The sequence below is a fragment of the Indolivaga alginatilytica genome (assembly GCF_003201355.1).
Lineage (GTDB): Bacteria > Bacteroidota > Bacteroidia > Bacteroidales > Dysgonomonadaceae > Dysgonomonas_A > Dysgonomonas_A alginatilytica.
In genome coordinates, this window is the sequence record NZ_QICL01000008.1 from 1 (window position 1) to 17,255 (window position 17,255).

General features: G+C 36.8%; 14 protein-coding genes. 11 read left to right on the forward strand and 3 right to left on the reverse strand.

What is annotated here, in order from left to right; all coding sequences use genetic code 11:
* The coding region (locus tag CLV62_RS21930) for a hypothetical protein (protein WP_221409228.1) at positions 1–185 on the reverse strand (185 nt) is incomplete at its 3' end.
* A gap of 9 nt (positions 186–194) precedes the next feature.
* On the opposite strand from CLV62_RS21930, the gene CLV62_RS08115 reads away from it, so the two are divergent.
* A complete protein-coding gene (locus CLV62_RS08115; RefSeq protein ID WP_110310284.1) occupies positions 195–830 on the forward strand; it encodes a hypothetical protein in 636 nt (211 codons plus the stop codon).
* A 19-nt stretch (positions 831–849) separates the two neighbouring features.
* Here CLV62_RS08115 and CLV62_RS08120 read toward each other — a convergent pair whose 3' ends face one another.
* The gene (locus CLV62_RS08120) at positions 850–1,086 is read right to left on the reverse strand and encodes a hypothetical protein (RefSeq protein ID WP_146212719.1); all 237 of its coding nucleotides are present in this window, start codon (positions 1,084–1,086) and stop codon (positions 850–852) included.
* A gap of 759 nt (positions 1,087–1,845) precedes the next feature.
* Here CLV62_RS08120 and CLV62_RS08125 point away from each other — a divergent pair.
* A complete protein-coding gene (locus CLV62_RS08125) occupies positions 1,846–3,960 on the forward strand; it encodes an ATP-binding protein (RefSeq protein ID WP_110310286.1) in 2,115 nt (704 codons plus the stop codon).
* Between the two features lie 87 nt (positions 3,961–4,047).
* Here CLV62_RS08125 and CLV62_RS08130 read toward each other — a convergent pair whose 3' ends face one another.
* The gene (locus tag CLV62_RS08130; protein ID WP_110310287.1) at positions 4,048–4,719 is read right to left on the reverse strand and encodes a response regulator transcription factor; all 672 of its coding nucleotides are present in this window, start codon (positions 4,717–4,719) and stop codon (positions 4,048–4,050) included.
* A 466-nt stretch (positions 4,720–5,185) separates the two neighbouring features.
* On the opposite strand from CLV62_RS08130, the gene CLV62_RS08140 reads away from it, so the two are divergent.
* From CLV62_RS08140 to CLV62_RS08180, 9 genes are all read left to right on the forward strand, one after another.
* Positions 5,186–8,287 carry a tubulin-like doman-containing protein gene (locus CLV62_RS08140; protein ID WP_110310289.1) on the forward strand — a complete coding sequence of 1,034 codons (3,102 nt, stop codon included), beginning with the start codon at positions 5,186–5,188 and terminating at the stop codon, positions 8,285–8,287.
* 14 nt (positions 8,288–8,301) lie between these two features.
* Entirely contained in the window at positions 8,302–9,135 is an 834-nt protein-coding gene (locus CLV62_RS08145) for an Ig-like domain-containing protein (RefSeq protein WP_110310290.1), read from the forward strand.
* Between the two features lie 28 nt (positions 9,136–9,163).
* Positions 9,164–10,297 (forward strand): beta clamp domain-containing protein, encoded by a 1,134-nt coding sequence (locus CLV62_RS08150; protein WP_110310291.1) that lies wholly within the window; start codon positions 9,164–9,166, stop codon positions 10,295–10,297.
* 7 nt (positions 10,298–10,304) lie between these two features.
* A complete protein-coding gene (locus tag CLV62_RS08155; protein ID WP_146212720.1) occupies positions 10,305–11,060 on the forward strand; it encodes a hypothetical protein in 756 nt (251 codons plus the stop codon).
* Positions 11,061–11,093: 33 nt separating this feature from the next.
* Positions 11,094–12,077 (forward strand): Cif family virulence factor, encoded by a 984-nt coding sequence (locus tag CLV62_RS08160; RefSeq protein ID WP_110310293.1) that lies wholly within the window; start codon positions 11,094–11,096, stop codon positions 12,075–12,077.
* Between the two features lie 100 nt (positions 12,078–12,177).
* The gene (locus CLV62_RS08165; RefSeq protein ID WP_110310294.1) at positions 12,178–13,485 is read left to right on the forward strand and encodes a hypothetical protein; all 1,308 of its coding nucleotides are present in this window, start codon (positions 12,178–12,180) and stop codon (positions 13,483–13,485) included.
* A 46-nt stretch (positions 13,486–13,531) separates the two neighbouring features.
* Entirely contained in the window at positions 13,532–14,317 is a 786-nt protein-coding gene (locus CLV62_RS08170) for a hypothetical protein (RefSeq protein ID WP_110310295.1), read from the forward strand.
* A 123-nt stretch (positions 14,318–14,440) separates the two neighbouring features.
* Positions 14,441–14,953 carry a hypothetical protein gene (locus CLV62_RS08175; protein WP_110310296.1) on the forward strand — a complete coding sequence of 171 codons (513 nt, stop codon included), beginning with the start codon at positions 14,441–14,443 and terminating at the stop codon, positions 14,951–14,953.
* Between the two features lie 63 nt (positions 14,954–15,016).
* Positions 15,017–16,810 (forward strand): RagB/SusD family nutrient uptake outer membrane protein, encoded by a 1,794-nt coding sequence (locus tag CLV62_RS08180; RefSeq protein WP_110310297.1) that lies wholly within the window; start codon positions 15,017–15,019, stop codon positions 16,808–16,810.
* Positions 16,811–17,255 lie beyond the last annotated feature (445 nt).

Consider the following 17,255-nt stretch of genomic DNA (forward strand, 5'->3'; position numbering starts at 1 on the left):
AAGAAAATTTTATTCCGCATTTTGGCGTCTTCTATAAGTTTTCTGAAACTCATAACTTCAATATAAACATTAAATCCGCTGCTAAAACCAAAATATCCTTCTCCATCGGGGCTAAGAGTCAATGAAAAGCTTTTTGCAAATTCATGAATTTTATCGCATAAGTCACACACAACATAAATATACATAGGGGTCTCTTGCGTAACTTTTATCGTTTCCACTCCATCAGGACCAAGGAAGCAATAGGAGATAACGATTACAAAACCGCCATCATACTGGCTCCCATAGTGGCACGTCTCGAAATCAAAGAGGTCTTTGCATCGGATGTCACTTTTGACCTGTCCGGTATATTTGTTAATAATTACTACACCCGGGCACAAGTCGACGGAGTAATTCCAACAACCGGTATACTTAAAAACAACCTGAATATTCCCGCTAATTATCTGGAAGCTTATCATGCTCCGGCTCTTAAAGACTGGTCGGCTACGTCTCTGGGAACAAAGGCAGGAAATGCTACAATCGGAGTTTCCATAAAACCTGCAAATGTATGGGGCTACAATGTATTCGCAGCTAAGAATGTGGAGGCAGGAGACAAAAATCTACCACGCATAGTACTTCGTCTGAAAAATGTAAAAGATGCCCAAGGAGAAAATGTTACCGACGGCGAAGGCAATATAGTCGATAAGTTCATTACTGTAACAGGTTTTAATAACGGAACAAATCCTATTACTGAATTCAAGCCCGGCTATGTATATACAATTACCAAAATAGCTTTCAACAAATCTAATATAACAGAAGAGCCCGAAATTGCCGACCGTATCTTCGGGTGGTAGATTGCGGTGTAAATTGGTATCAAAAAAACATCCGATCCGATTGTTTTAGTCCCGCAATGCTGTCTACAGAAAACCCTAGCCTGGTAGAAATAACAGCAAACTCTTCGAACGTAAAAACAACATCGCCTCTAAGCCTGCGATAAATAGCTTCTTTTCCTAAAAAAAGTAAATTGCCCAAGAATGGAGCTATCTGCTCGCCATCCGGCATTCGATTTTTTATCGTAGAAATGACAGCTTCATTGAACTTTTTTTTCACAATTTGATGAATTTGAACTGGAGTAGTGTAATGGAAAACGATTACTAAAGTAACTTATTTTTGGAAAAACGATTGATTTGATACTATCAAACTTTTCTCCCAAAAATAGGAAACTGTGTAAATGTAATATTTTATTTACAGTTTAAATGCAAAATAAAAATTGAATGCCTGTTGTTTTTCTGCAAAAAGGCAGTAAAAGACAATAATGGCTTTTAGGTTCTTTTAATATGTGAGGACTGTAGAGTTAAGAGTACAAAAGAGTAAGGCTCTAAAAGTAACCAGCATAAGTTTAATTCCTGAATCTGACAGAAATTACTTGCGAAAAGCAGCTAGAACCAGCTTGAGAGGTTGGAGTATTTCTGAATGTAACAAAGAGATGAATGATACATAAATAAGTTTATCCAACTTATTGAAAAGAAGCCACTATTTTATTATTGACTGAGATTTTATCCTAATTATCTAGTTGTATGCATTTTTTTCTTCCAAATAGTAGTGAACCAACTCTCATTTAGGATAATCATAGTAGTCACAGGGTTTCTCTTAAATCTGTCGGATGTATTTCTTATTAGTCTAGTCTCTTCAAACAAACATCCTTTATATCAATTAAATAAATCCTTTAATTGTTCATTTCTAGTAAATTTAAGCAGGCTCGAAATACAAATGGGCACAATTTTCCATGAAACTTAATAACTAAATTGATTTACCTTTACTATAATATTATATTTTTGTAGAAATCTTTTATCTAAAACTAAATACTCTATGAAAATAGCTAAACATCTAAGTACTCTTATTGTTTTTGTTATTATGCCAGTTGTCTTACTATCACAAGATTTAGCAACCCTGCACAGCAATGCAGAAAAAAATAATAATGCTAAGGGTTGGAACGATCTGGCAGAATTTGTCTATTTTAAAAGAGTCGAGCCAGAGTTGTTAAAAGAATCTACGGATAAGGCTTTAAAATTAGCGACTCAGCAGAATGACAAAAAAGAGCAGGCTAGAGCCTACCTCTATGCTTCGGATTTATTTTTTCAAGAAGGAGATATTATAAACTATTTATTAAGCAATCGCAAAGTATTAAGTATATTAACTGAAACTAAAGAATACTCTTTAAAAGAAGAAGCTTATAACAATATGGCGACAGCTTATGGAGAACAGGATAAAATAGATTCGCTACTCTTTTACACTAAAAAAGCAATCGCACTCAATTTGCAATATCAGGGAAATAAATTGCAATTGGGAAATGAGTATCAGAATATGTCTTATGCATACAGCATAAGAGGAGCTACGGACTCGAGCCTTATTTATACAAAGAAAACAATAGGTGCTTTGAAGGAAGCTAAAGATACCCTAAGAATGCTTGATGCATATAATCAAATGGCTGTTATTTACGTTAAAAACAAAGATTATCCGAATGCATTGAAATATTTTGAGGACGCCCTTCAAATATATGATAAGGTCGAAAATAAACATAACAGGCTATATATTTATACAAACCTGGCGGCGATGTATCAGAAGTGGGGTAAACAGGATAAAGCAATCGAATTTAGCCGAAAAGCTGTGATTGATGCAGCGAATAGCAATGAAAAACTCACGTATGGTAAATTATTATGTAATCTCGGAGGGCATTTGTACAAGAGTAAACTTTATCGATCGTCTATAGATACACTGCAATTGGCTATGCCGCATATTAAAGAGTCTCACTATTATTTAGGAACTGCGTACCAAACTTTGGCTCGTGATTATTTTGCCGTAAAAAACATCGATTCATGTGAATATTTTCTGAATTTAGTTGATAATCTGGCTGAGAAAAATCAATTTAGCAGGGGAGAGCTATTTTATGCCAGTAAAGCCGATATATTGGTTTTACAGTCGAAATATAAGGAAGCAGTTCCTCTTGTTGCCAAGTTTATAGAATTGGATTCGAAAAAAGAATTAAAAGATGCAGATCCAAGTATCTATAATATGGTAGCTGATGTATTGGAAAAAGGTGCAGGAGATTATAAAAGAGCATTAGAATATCGGACATTAGCATATGCCATGCAGGATTCTCTATACAAAAAAGAATCGGATGCAAAGTTGAACGAATTTTACGCTCTATACAAAACTGCTGATAAGGATTTGGAAATAAGCAAATTGAATGAAGAGAAACAATTGATGCGTTTTAATATTGCCTTGATGATCGGTGGATTTATTATTACTGCCATTCTTTTGGTATTATTTTTCTTATACAACAGGCTAAAGCAATTAAGACTAATGGGGGAAAGCCGCAAAAAGCAGATTCAATCGTATCTCGAAGGATTGGAAAGTGAACGGTATAGGCTGGCAAAAGAACTTCATGACAATATTTCGAACGAGATTGTTACATTAAAAATGAAAATGGAAGTTGAGCATAGCAACAGGAAAACGATGATTGATGATTTGCAGACGCTTCATACTAATGTGAGAAATATATCTCACGAATTAATGCCCCCTATCTTTAAGTATACCCCACTAACCGATATTTTGAGAAATTATACAGAGCAACAAAACCAGTTGGATAAAGCAAAAATACTACTTGACATAAAACCGGAGGAGGGTTGGGAGGATATGTCTTCGGAGCTGGCGGTAGAAATATACAGAATTGTACAAGAAGCGGTTGGAAATGCTCAGAAATACTCGAAAGCAACCCATATTTATACTATGTTGACAAAAAATGACAAAGAAATAAGGATACAGATAAAGGATAATGGTATAGGATTCGATCAGAATAAAGTATTTACCGGATTTGGGCTGAAAACAATAAAGGAAAGGACTAATTTTATAAATGGCACGTTATTGATAGAATCCGATCCTCAGCATGGTACTGATATTAAAGTAGTAGCTCCAATCAATTAAGTAATTACAACTATTTAATGCCAAGTTTTACAGTTATAACTACTTATAGTTGTTTTGCTTACCAAAGCAATAAAAAAAGACCTTATATTAATCGTTTCCTTTAGGCTTTATTTTCCGGATGTACTTTTGTAATGCAGCCCTGGCTACCAGGCTTGCAGGGTTTTTTACGTTAAAACCTTTAAGCAGCCTGTTTTTACGGTACGATTTTACAGTCTCTTCAGACCATCCCATTTTTAATGCTATTTCTTTTGTTGTGTAACCTTCTGCTATAAACTGCAAGACTTCTAAATCTTTTTTGCTGAAATTCTCCAGTAACAAATCGGCATCCGGATTATTCAGGTTATATGGATTGTTCAATTCTGTATAATGTCCGCAATAATATTTACCTCCGTTATAGACTTCGATAATTGCATCCTTTAAACACTCTATGGGAGACGATTTAAGGATGATTCCATTAACAGCCATGTGTTTTAATTCGTTAATAAACCACATCTCATTGTGCATTGTAAAAACTATTATTTTCGCATTTTTATATACTTTCCTGATACATTTTATTAATTCGAATCCGAGCATATCCCTGAATTGAATATCAAGGATATAAATATCGTAATGATGCTTATCAATATCCTTAATAACAGACTCTCCATCCTTAAAATCAGATACCTCAACATTAGCAATGCTTTGAGAGATATACTTGGAGACAAAATAGATTATGGCTTCATGATCATCGGCAATAAGGATTTTAATTGGCTGATTCATCGTTTCTATGGTTTATTGACAAGTGCTTTTCGATTTTTAACTAAAACAAAATTATTTAATTAAATCCATACCCTAGAAATAGGGTATGGATTTAATTATAAAAGCATAAAATTTGCAATATAACTATATAATAATCTAATAACATAAACACCTGTAAATATATGGGCTCATTATTCATATTCTGGACTAAAAATCTATCTATGATATGGATGTTTTTTTTATTAACCTTCCAATTGTCGGGTATATTCCATTTCTCTCCAAGAAAGGTATCCCTTCTCCCAACTTTAATGCTTATTAAGAAATCAACATACCCTCCAATTTTCAGTGCAATAAAGATTTTAGCAGTCAATTCAAATGATAGTTGATAGAATCAAAAGTAGTATCCAAGCCTGCTTGTTGATAGGATAATAACTATTAATCCGGAGATAGTGAAACAAGAAGTAATAATAAATATACCGTAATATCTATGAATAGTCCAACAGTCAAGAATCATCTTATCATCGGGTTGGGTGGTACAGGTGGAAAAATTCTTCGTGAAATGCGTAAGCGTATCTACGAAGAGTTCAGAAGCAATGAGCCTTCGGCAAAGGTTAATATTGAGTATTTATATGTAGACTCTTCTCCTGCAGACTTAGGGGACAGATCCGATTGGAAAACAATGGGAGGCTCTGTGCATCTTATGGATGCACAAAAAGTATCCATACATGGAGTGGGAGCAAATGTTCTGGACAACCTGCATCTCTATCCCGGTATTCAGTCTTTTATTAATGACCAAGACCGAAAGCAATTAGATGATATCGGTGCTCTTATTGCCGCAGGTATCGGTGGACAGCGTCGCCGCTTGGGGCGAATATTATTTGCTAATAATCAGAGTGGAGATGAGCAGCAACGTTTTACAACCCGTCTCTTGGCTACAGTACAAAGGCTTGTCGATAAAAGCAAAGAAAATGTTGTAACATTCCACATATGTGCAGGGCTGGCCGGAGGTACAGGCTCAGGTTCAGTAATAGATACCATAGCACAAATCCGAAAATATTATGCTCCACAACATGGTGTAGGCGATCAATATAAAATACACCTCTATCTCTATGTCCCTGAAATCATTGTTGCCAATCCTGTTCACAATGCAGGCTACTATCAGGCTAACGGTTATGCCGCTTTGTCGGAGCTGAATGCTTTGAGTGTTGGGGCTTACAAGCCGTTTGATGTCAGTGGTTTGTCTAAAGATGAATATGGGTCGGTTAAGAGATTGCTGGACGGATGCGATGCTTTTGAAGCCGCTTACCTGTTTTCTAATATAAACGAGGCGGGACGACAGCTTCAGCTAGGTGGCGAAATATCGGCAGCGGTATCCGATTTTCTTTTTCAGAAGATCATATCAGCCAATATGTCGGTTGGTGGGCAGATGGCTCGTTTGGTAGGCTGTGAAAATGATGGTGCCGAACCCGAGCGTGACGGTGCAGGAGCTCCCGTTCATGGAAGACGCTTTTTAGCATTTGGAGTCAAGCGGGTAGAATATCCCGAAACAGAAGTTGAAGAATATGTAACCTACAACTTTGCCCGTCAGGCTACTCGTCAATTACAATATAATATATGGCGTGATGGAATCGGATTTGACGAGTGTTCTATGGCAGAAGTCGGTCTGGGCTTTAAAGCAGATATACAAGAGAAAAAAACACGCGAAGAATTACTCTTAACGGATAATTACCTGACCTTGTCCAAACCACTAGTCGAAAGTGTTGCTACTAAAAAATGGAAAGAGATTGCTTCGGGATGGGAAACATGGACACAATTTTTTGCAGAAGACACGCAAGCCAATAAAGAAAAGAAAGATTGGCTGAGCGATTTTACCAATTCGTGTGAGTTACAATTCAATACCAATTATCGGAGTCAGGGAGTAAAAGAGTTTTACAAAATACAGCGAGGCGAAAAAAATGCCTATGCGGCATATATCCGTCGGCATATCGAGGAGAAACTTTTTCAGGAATGGCGAAGTGGTGCCAAGTCTACTCTCGAAATAGAAAAATATGTAAATCTACTGATAGAAGATTGTGAGTCGAGGATACCTAAATTTAAAGAAAAGATAGCTGAATATGAATCCTGTCTCGAACAGGAAATTCTTCCGGAAATTAAATACTGCAATGATGAATGGAATAATATAGGATGGCTGAGGGATGCCATAACAAATGCATCATCCAAGATATTTGCTTCGTATAAAACAGTTAAATGCGAGTTCTATAGCGTGCAGACCCGTATAGAGGGTTATCGTTATGCCTCCGAATTATTGATGTCGGTTCAAAACGAATTGGTACAGATGCAGAATAATGTAATGGCTTTCCATGCTATGTTGACTGAGATGCTCAATAGAGTCGACATTCAGGTTGAAGCTAAATGTAAACCAAAATCGAAAGAAGCGAATGGGGATGCTAAGATCGTAAAAAAATATGACCCCGAATTGGTACGGGAAACAACTAAACGTTTTGTCACAGACGAGCAGCAACAGAAGCATAATGCTTCGCAAATACGAGGCGAGCTCGTTAAACTGTTGGGCGAAGATGGTAAACGCAGTTTCAGTTCACTCTTTGAGAAACTTGATCTGAATTCGATGGAAGACCTTTTTATCAAAGTATGTCTTACCAATGCCTCGGCAATGATGAACGATCTGGCGACTGCCGATCCTACTCAAAAGATGCTCAATGTAAATATACTTGAAAAGATCAAACAAGAATACAATTCGGACGACCGCCTGGAGGATTTTGTCCGTGATTTGGTTCGTTCGGCACAATGCTATCTGCAATTTAACAACGAAGAAATAGCAAAAGTTTTGCCCTCAGGCAGTACATCGATGATGCGTATGATACAGTTAAGTTTACCCGAATACAATGATCCTACTAATTTCAGGAAAAAATTTGTGGATATGTTTGGTAAAATTTGCCCCGGTTTTAACCTAAATGAAGATTTGTCGACCAACTACAAAGCCAATCAGATTGTAGTAGTTGCAGCCTCCAGCGGATTTCCTCTCCGTTTTGTAGCCAATGTAGCCAACCTCAAGACTAAGTATGAGGATATGCTTATAGGTCCTAAAGCCAGTCTAAATAAAATGGTACTCCATACCGAGAGTTTCAAAAAAGCATTACCATCGTTGTTCGAAAAATCCATAGCCGAAAAGAAGAAAGAATTGATCCCTACATCAATTCTGGCATTTGCCATGGATCTGACTGTGGAAAAAACCGATCCGACAACAGGCGAGACCTTTAGGGCGATTGGTTTTGCTGATGAATTGGGTATGGTGGGCGACTGGGTACACATGGGAAAACATGTTTTACAGGCTGTAGATAAACTATCGGTCAGTGATAGTAATATGTCGAGAGTATCAGCCTTGGTAGAAACCAAATTAAATACAGATTATCTACATAATGAAAAGAAAGTAGAACTCAAAAAGAAAATAGCCGATCTGCTTAATAATGATGTCTTGGTATTGTGTGGAAACAACGATCTGGATGCTCAGTTTGTGACATTTAAAAATGCTGCGATCGCTATTATTCAGACCAAATTAGTGGAAAAATAAAAAACAATAAAACAATGGCAAAAATAAAAGGTGTATGTAAAAATATAGATGACTGTACTAAAGCTGAAAACAGAGAAGTGCAGGAGGTAGAAAAATCGATACCATTCATCTGCGAGGAATGCGAAAAACCACTGGTTAAAGTAGACGGAGGCACTAGCGGTGGTGATAATGATTCCGGCAAAAAAAAGCGAATTATGCTGATTGTAGCTGCTGTAGTAATAATTGGAGGAAGCATAGGTGCTTATTTTGGACTAATAAGCAAGCCGTCTACAGACAATACTATTGAGACTCCGAAAGAATCGGAAGAGGTGGCAAAAAACGTTTCTATTGCATCAATAATCTTAAGCAAAACCAACATCGACTTATCTGTTGGTAAGGCTGATACGCTGACTGTAACTGTTTTGCCAGCCGAAGCTAAGAGCGAAAATATAGGATGGATTTCTACCGACAGTAAAATTGCAAGTGTGGAGAATGGTATTGTAAAAGCTATTGCAGCAGGTGAAACAACCATAGAAGCGAAAGACTCTAAAGGAACGGCTACTGCCTCTGTTTCGGTAAAAGTAAAAAAAGAGACACCGAGTAAAGAACAAGAGACTGATATTAAAACTGGTGCTTCGGGGCAATTATCTTACGGAAAATGGACAGGAGGTTCTAAAAACGGTAAACCTCATGGTACTCAGGTTACATTTACATTTAGCACAACTCATCAGATCGATAGCCGTGACCCTAAAAACAGAATAGCCGGTGCCGGCGATTACATCATCGGAGAATATGATAATGGCAGGCTGATACAAGGAAGATGGTATAAAAAAACAGGTGGGTTCGAATCTGTCATGATTGGTAAATAGCCATGAGCAAAAAGCAAAAAGTATCTGTATGAAAAAGATTTATTATTGTTTGATAATCTGCTTTTTCTCGTTACCTGTTTTTTCGGAAAACAGTAATCTATACAAGACTCATAAACTAGAGGAGATGGCAAACCTTTTTCTGATAAAACTACCGACAGATAAATCTGAGGGTTATCATTCGGTTTCTTTCTGGGAAGGCTATCCGGTAGTAATACATGTGGATCAGAAAAAGGTGATCGATCATATCGGGGTGTATTTGTTTAACCGGGATCAGATAGTGAATAGGAATATGAACATTGTTTTTGATTTTGTTGAAAGGTATTTATTGGAGTTGATTCAGGTAAAGGACAGAACCAGAATAGCCGCCATGACCAGAGATGATAAGGTTGTAATCGAATACGGAGATTTTCCCGACCTGAAAAAAATAACACCTTCCCATATATTGGAAATTTCTCAATCGGAATTGAAAAACTATCGTATAAGTTGGACGGAAAAAGCAAGTAACAAAACTGTTTTTGCAATGTCTTTTCCCCTACAATACGAATTGATGCTTGGAATGAATAAAATAGAGATAGAAGATAATCTGCTTAATGATATTAACTATCAGCAATACGATACTAAAGAGCTTCATCCTTTGAAAAAAGAAAAGTTGTTACCTGTTCCGCAGACCGATTATTATATCAGACAGGGAGCGAAATATATTCTAGAGTCCATGAATTCTAATTTGTATTACAAGAAAGAAGCTAATAGAGGTTTCTCTTTACTGTCGGATACGAATTATCCGGTTGAGTTGGTAGCTAATTTAATGATTTCGGACGAAATAGAAAACAATTTCCTGTTGAACATTACCCAATATAAATATGGTCAGAATACCACTAATTTCACTATCCCCTTAAAGCAATGGGTCAGCTATTGTCTCCATTCGGGATGCACGCCATACTTCGGCGTAGAATCACAAGACGAGTCACAGATAAAAGCCTCGGTAATAATGGAGAATAAAAAGCTTGGCTACAATCATATACTCTACATTGTCTTTGATAAATCGCAGCTAAGTAAATTAGGTGGGACTATCGATGCGAAACTCTATTCATACATCCCAACTCATAATGTAACCGATTTATTTTATGAAACACAGAACAAAAGAGTCAAACAAAAAAAATAACTGCTCTATGAAAAAAATACTCACGGTTGTTATTCTTTTTGCTTTTATACCGATGCTTTTTGCCCAAACGAATACGGATAAGCAAAAAGAGGAAATCAACAAGATTAAGAAAAGCAAAAATTACATCTATGGCGAAGCTACACTGCCCAATCAGGAAGAGGCTTTGAAGCTGGCAAAAGAGATACTCGTAAATAATATAAACGAATGGGTTTCGGGCGAGAAAAAAATAAAGCAATCACAGGCTCTTGTAATACGAGATATTATAGAAAATAGCGAGAATATTAGCCTTGTGCGAGGTAATATGTACAGAGCTTTTGTTTATGTGCAGAAGAAAAATATTTTACCTGTTGAGGATACTGATAATTCGGTCATCATATCCCGTCCCGTATCCACGGATGCAGATCAGGCACTGATAGTTCAAGGTATTCACAAAACAGAGCCGAAAAGAATCGAAACTACAGATCTCCCCCTAACAGCTGATCCTGATGATACACCGCAAGATATTTTGAATAAGATTACGGGCATAACCCAATTTAAAGATGCAGCCCCTTATTTCCAAGAACTGAAGAACGCCCGTAAAATGGTATATGGAAAATTAAAAACAATGACATCTCCAAACGACTGTTATTTATTGATTTACAATCCAGAAGGAGCTGTGGTCGCCATATTGGATAAGGGACATCTTAAAAATCTAAATACCCGAACCGAAGACAGTCTGAGTAATTATAAAGGGTGTGGAGCCTTATGGTTCCAATTATTCTGAAACGGTTTGAGACATTTAAAAACAATTTAAATTATGAATATAGATAAACTACCCCATATATTACTTTTACTCTTCGTTTTTGCTGCACCTTGTTCTCTGAATGCCCAAAATAATGTATCTGTTACTATAAATGATGGGCTAAACAATGGTTTATTGAAAAATAATGCGGAAGAGTCTATCGGTAATTTACTTACCGAGATCAATACGGCTCAGTCGGAAAACCGAGCTTTAAACCTTTCAAAATGTAACCTCTCACAACGTGCGGTCGAATCCCTTGCTATGTTATGGGAAAACGTACCTTTTCGCTGTATTGATATAGAGATAGTAGAGAGGGCTATACAAAACGGATCGGAATATCAGATACGTAATATACCCTTGATCTTGAAACCTATGGATGGTGCTATGAATGATGACGAATATCAGGAAGTTGTCGTCAGTTTCGACGCCAACGGACAGATAACTAGTTTTTATCTGACGTTGGCTTTAAACCTGTATATGAATGTGATGAAGAGTAATCTGGAAGTAACGGATTTACGCCGTCGCCAGTTAATTCTTGATTATGTAGAGCAATTTCGCACTGCGTATAACACAAAAGATATTTCATTCCTGACTCAGATATTCAGTGATGATGCACTTATAATTACAGGCAATGTAATTCAATCATATAAGTTAGACGGACAATACGAAACCAGGGTTACTTATAAAAAACAAAGCAAACAGGAATACCTGAATAACCTGAAAAATATATTTCGTGCAAAAAAATACATCAAGGTTATTTTCAACGACATAAAAGTGGTACAAGCTAAAAATCCTAATTATTACGGAGTTCTGCTCCATCAAGGATGGACATCCGATAATTACCACGACACAGGCTATGTCTTTTTACTTTGGGACTTCAGTAATGAGGATGCCCCTAAGATACATGTACGTACATGGCAACCTGACTATCTCGACAAAGCTCAGACCCAAAAGTTGCCGGAAGATGAAATTTTCAGTTTGAGCGATTTTGATTTATAAGGTCTCAGACTCTTTATTGGATTGGTAATCCCCCCCCTCGGGGTCTCTTCGAAAGGATGGAGACGAAACAGTTAAAATTACTCAATATAAATACATTGAAATGAAGAGCTTGAAAAACGTTTTTATACTCATCGCTATACTTATGCCGACAGTATTATTTGCACAAAAAGAAATGACAATTGAGCAGATAAGCCGTACTACAGATTATTACGAAGATGGAAAAGCTTGCTTTGAAATTATTTCTACCGACAGCGATATTAAACCTCGCTCGGTGATGGAAGATTTTGAGAAAACCCAATTACCGGATGGTACATATTCTTACAAAGCTATTCTGGATATAGAATCGGGTAAAAAACGGAAGTTTTATATTGCTGCACCATTGGTTATAGAACAGGAATATAATGTGACTGGTCTTCAACCTAAGGAATACATAAAAGTACGTGTTACAATTCCTAAGAATGAATTGACCCTCATTGAAAAAGACAACCTGATACCATCGAAAAATTCAAATGCTATTTACCAGTTCTTTGCCAATATAGACGATATGCAGATTATAACGAACGAAGGGCTGAAATTCATCAACCAAGGAAAAAACGAGTCTTCGTTTTATGTATACGAACTGAGCATACCTGTTTCGGGTGCTTCAAAGTTAAATGTGACTATCAAAGCCGCAGGTTATGAAGATTTCTCTTATGAGATGACAGATATAGCTCAACGTGTGTATGGATTTTTTATTTTCCCGAAAAAGGAATGCTTCAATAAAAATTTCGAACTCGGAAATGAGTATTTCAGAGATGGGGCATATACTGATGCCATTCGCTACTATAAAGAAGCCGAAGGTTGTAAGGACAGACCCGAAGGTACATCTCTAAGTTCTAAAGTAGAAGAGGCTAAGCGTTATGAAAAAATAAAGAGTAAGATAGACGAGTACGACCGAAATGTACAGAAGTTGAGTCTGTTTCAGGATGAGGATTTTGATTCGGAAGTAGATAGTATGTATTGGTACAAAAACACGGTAATTGCTCTTATGAGGCATCTTTTAAAGCAGAATCCCTCTGATAAATTTTGTGCCAATGCCCTGATAGAGAAAAGAGAAGAAGATCTGTTGAACAGTTCGCGCACCATAGGAGGTCTGGTTACAGATATTGAATACCAAAATCAATATCTGTCTAATGTAATCATTTACGGTTCGGAAGATCCTGATGCGGATAAGAAAAAGATGATGCGGCTTGGGCAAACCGATACGAAAGGTATCTTCAGAATAAAAGTACCTAATCGTTATAAAGTACTCTATTTCGAACATTCGGATAATAATTACAATAAACCGATACGAATAGATATAACTAATGGTAAAAGGTACAAATACCATGTAAAGCTTCAACGTAAAGTGATGGGAGTAGGTATATAGGTATAAAACTTACGAAACAAATTATTAAACTGAAAATATTACGATTATGAGAACAATTATTTTAGTATTATTTACCCTGTCTCTTACATTTCAACCTGTGATGATATACAGCCAGGATAGTAATGAACAGAAAAAGGAGCAAAGAGAGAGAGAAAAGCAAGAGAAAGCGGCGAAAAAAGCCAAAGAAAAGGAAGAGAAGGAAAGAAAGAAAAAAGAAAATGGAGGCAAGCCTAAATGGGCAGGACTTCCCGAAAAAATGAGTGGTGTAAAAGAGGTTGATGCCTATATATTGACCGTAGACTCGATGTATACTTACGTAAAAAACTATACTGACAGAATAAATTTTTATACGCAAAAAACAGTACCCTTAATCGATGCCAATGGAGAACAGATCCGTTCCGAAGATGGTCAGGGTTATGTGAAAACTGAAATTACAGACCAAGATGGAAACAGAGTAAGTATTACCCAGTTGGTATTACAGGCTCCGGATGTATTGGCCTCTCTTCTTGGTTTAACTGCCGATGCTACAAGTGTTGTAGCTCAAGGCTTATCGGGGGGAATAGCTTTTATTTCGAATCCCATGGCAGCGTTTACGCATGGAAAATACCTGAAAGATGGCCCGGGGGTGTTGGTTTATATTGCACAGGAAGGCGGAAGATTGTATAGCTCAACAAAAACGCAATATGATGTACTTACTAAACTTCGTAAGTCGGAGGTTACTCAAGATTTCGGATTAGATATAAATCGGGATGAAACGATTATAAATACAGAAAATGATTACGCAGAAGCTGCCGGGGTCGAAAATATTCTGGAGGAATTGAGTGTTGAGTAAGCTTCTTATAATTAGAAAAATGAATGGGTAAATCTATGTGTTTGCCTTCTACAGACGAAGACGTAGGTTTACCTTTACACAAAAAACAAAGAGGTCTGAGACCTGAAATCTTACTATAGCCATATGTTTTACCTTATTATTGAGAATATCTTTTCTTGCTTTATAATAGCACTGGTAGTTACAATTTTACTGATTCTTATCGGTGCAGGCTTAGTCAAGTGGATATATCCGAGATTTAAATTTAATCCGCTGTATTATATTTTGCTATTGTTTGTGGCAGTAATGCTTTTTATTCAGGTTTTTCTGCTAGCCGGAGCTACCTATGCAAAGGGCTATATATCCGAGGCAGAAGAAGGAATGCTTTCTGTAAAAGAGTTGTTCGAAGAATATCCTGCAATGAAGGAATATAGCGAAGCGTATATCAATACAGATGAGACGCAAGAACAAATAAAGTATTCTCTGGAACCATTATATCAATATTTCAGATCTTACATATGGAAGCGGATTATATGGATCGCAGGTATAGAAAGCTTGTTAGTTGTATTCTTTATTTATCAGGTAAATAACCAAAATAGAAGAGGTAAGCCATCCGTAGGAAGGACTAAAACAAATAGAAGGTCGATATCCGATTTTTAACTAGTTTCAGAGAATGAATGCCATAATTTTCACTGATTATAATATTTACTAAATTAAACCACTATGAAAAAAATGTATTACTTGATTGTGTTAGCTTTTATCTCGCTAACTTTTTCATGTAACGATGATGATGAGGGTGGAAACGGAAATCAAAATCCGGCCCAGGTAGAAATCGAGTCTGTTACCACTGCTCTGGAAGCTGTTCCCGGAATGAGCACATTTGCCCAATCTCTCAAACTATTGGATTTAAGCAATGTAGATGGAAAGGAGTTTACCTTGTTTGGCGTATCTGATGCGGCATTATCTCTTAGAGCAACCGCACCGAACCTTATTTCATCCGATGAATTGAAAAGACATGTTGTAGTCGGAAAATTTAATGTGGAGAAATTAAAGACACTAAAAAAACTCAAAGCTTTAAGTGGAGATTCGCTTTCTATTACGGTCAATGGAAATGCAATTTCAATAAATGGTATTGCTATCGATTCTGTGAAAATAATTGCTAATAGTCTCGTATTCTTTGTTAATAAGCTGATTCCCCGAGTTGCCGAAAAAACAGTCGTTTTTGAAGTGTGGAACTGGAATGAAAAATGGTCTCCCGAAAACAATACTGAGGCGATGAAAGCAAAAGAGGCTACAATAAAAATTTACAACCAGATAAGCTCATCGCTCGTTGCAACACTTACAACAGACACCGCCGGAAGAGCAGCATTTAATCTGGTTTCTGATCAGACATATTATTATACAGTAGAAAAAGGCGATCAGAAAACCTTATACAAAGGGTTCTCTGTAGGTGGTATAATAACTACTCGGGAACAGGCTGAATCTTTGCCGGCTTATCCTGCCGGATATAATAAAATGCCCGGTGGGTTAGTACTGATGGATCTGAATGCAGACGGAAAAATAGACGACAATGACAAAATGCCCAATGCATATATCTCTATCGCCGGGCAAAATGAAATAGCACATCTTGTTTCGGACAATTTTGTATGGCCTGTGGCAGTATCGACCCCCGATACAATTTCGATGAACAACATGAGTGAGTGCTCTGTATTATATCTAAGGGCAAATGATTTTTTTGGAATTTTTGACAGAAATTTTTCGGATCTGAGTAAAAGGCTGACGATGAAAAGTAACAATAGTCAGCTCGACTCTTTGTGGACAAGTTCATATAAAGCCATCAAACAAATCAATACATACCTCGAAATTGAAGCTTTGGATACCGAAACACAAAATCGGTTTAGAGCTGATTTGAGATTTTGGAGAGGTACGTTACTTCTCAATTTGAGTATAATGTTTGGCGATGTGCCTATATTGTCGTCATCGCAGTTGGATATAAACTCCTTACCAAGAAACAAGGTTGCCGATGTGTATAATTTTGCTTTAGCCGATCTTGCAATAACGCCCCAAGCCAGTCGTATCTACAAAGAAGGTGCTTTGAATAATGCCGCACTCATATATTTAATGAAAAAAGATTATGCACGAGCATTAGATAGAGCAAATGCAATTTTAGAAGCAGGGATTATAAATATCACAAATGATAGAGCCAACTATCTAAAAGCTCTTTATTTCAAGTTAGAGGCTTCGATAGAACTGGGGCGTACTGTGGAAGCTATGCAGGCCTTCAATCAGTTTGAGGCAGTTACTACACAAGGGCAAACTCCGAATGCAACGTTGGAGTATCTCAGAACGAACAGTAGAAGTATATTCGATAAATATTCGGGTGGGATATACAATGTAACATATGCCAATATAATGCGCTGGGGAGAGAATGCTTCGTGGGGGCCACAGATGCTGCTGCCAATACCGGCAAGTGCTATGAATAATAATTCGAAATTAATTCAAAATTCAGGCTGGTAATGGATGTTTTACGGGATCGGTGACATTTCAGAACAATGCCTTAATTTGCTTATCTTCTGAATAAAACATAAAGTTGCTGGACATTTCAATCTGATTGAAAATGTTCAGCAATCTTTTTTACGTAATCGGAGACTATAGATTTTTTCGTTTCGTAAATTGCTGATAAACATATATAATAATACACTTTTGAATATAAAGTCTAATACAATATAGGTGTATTTAGTGTTGGGGTATTTCAACTCCATTTCTGTTTGACAGGTCATCAAAAACGAACTAAAACAGGAAAAATAAAATATTATTGAGAACAGATTTTCATGTTGAAAAATTATATATCTTTGTCTAAAGAGTTATTTGAATCTATGAAAGATAAAGTGGAGCCATGCACCTCAGTTGTTTCTAAATCGTTACCTATTTCATTGGTAATTCAGGCTTTATACCGCATCTC

Excerpts from the sequence above, each read along its gene's own strand:
- CLV62_RS08125 (WP_110310286.1), top strand. The coding sequence starts at position 1,846 with ATGAAAATAGCTAAACATCTAAGTACTCTTATTGTTTTTGTTATTATG.
- CLV62_RS08130 (WP_110310287.1), bottom strand. The coding sequence starts at position 4,719 with ATGAATCAGCCAATTAAAATCCTTATTGCCGATGATCATGAAGCCATA.
- CLV62_RS08140 (WP_110310289.1), top strand. The coding sequence starts at position 5,186 with ATGAATAGTCCAACAGTCAAGAATCATCTTATCATCGGGTTGGGTGGT.
- CLV62_RS08145 (WP_110310290.1), top strand. The coding sequence starts at position 8,302 with ATGGCAAAAATAAAAGGTGTATGTAAAAATATAGATGACTGTACTAAA.
- CLV62_RS08150 (WP_110310291.1), top strand. The coding sequence starts at position 9,164 with ATGAAAAAGATTTATTATTGTTTGATAATCTGCTTTTTCTCGTTACCT.
- CLV62_RS08155 (WP_146212720.1), top strand. The coding sequence starts at position 10,305 with ATGAAAAAAATACTCACGGTTGTTATTCTTTTTGCTTTTATACCGATG.
- CLV62_RS08160 (WP_110310293.1), top strand. The coding sequence starts at position 11,094 with ATGAATATAGATAAACTACCCCATATATTACTTTTACTCTTCGTTTTT.
- CLV62_RS08165 (WP_110310294.1), top strand. The coding sequence starts at position 12,178 with ATGAAGAGCTTGAAAAACGTTTTTATACTCATCGCTATACTTATGCCG.
- CLV62_RS08170 (WP_110310295.1), top strand. The coding sequence starts at position 13,532 with ATGAGAACAATTATTTTAGTATTATTTACCCTGTCTCTTACATTTCAA.
- CLV62_RS08175 (WP_110310296.1), top strand. The coding sequence starts at position 14,441 with ATGTTTTACCTTATTATTGAGAATATCTTTTCTTGCTTTATAATAGCA.
- CLV62_RS08180 (WP_110310297.1), top strand. The coding sequence starts at position 15,017 with ATGAAAAAAATGTATTACTTGATTGTGTTAGCTTTTATCTCGCTAACT.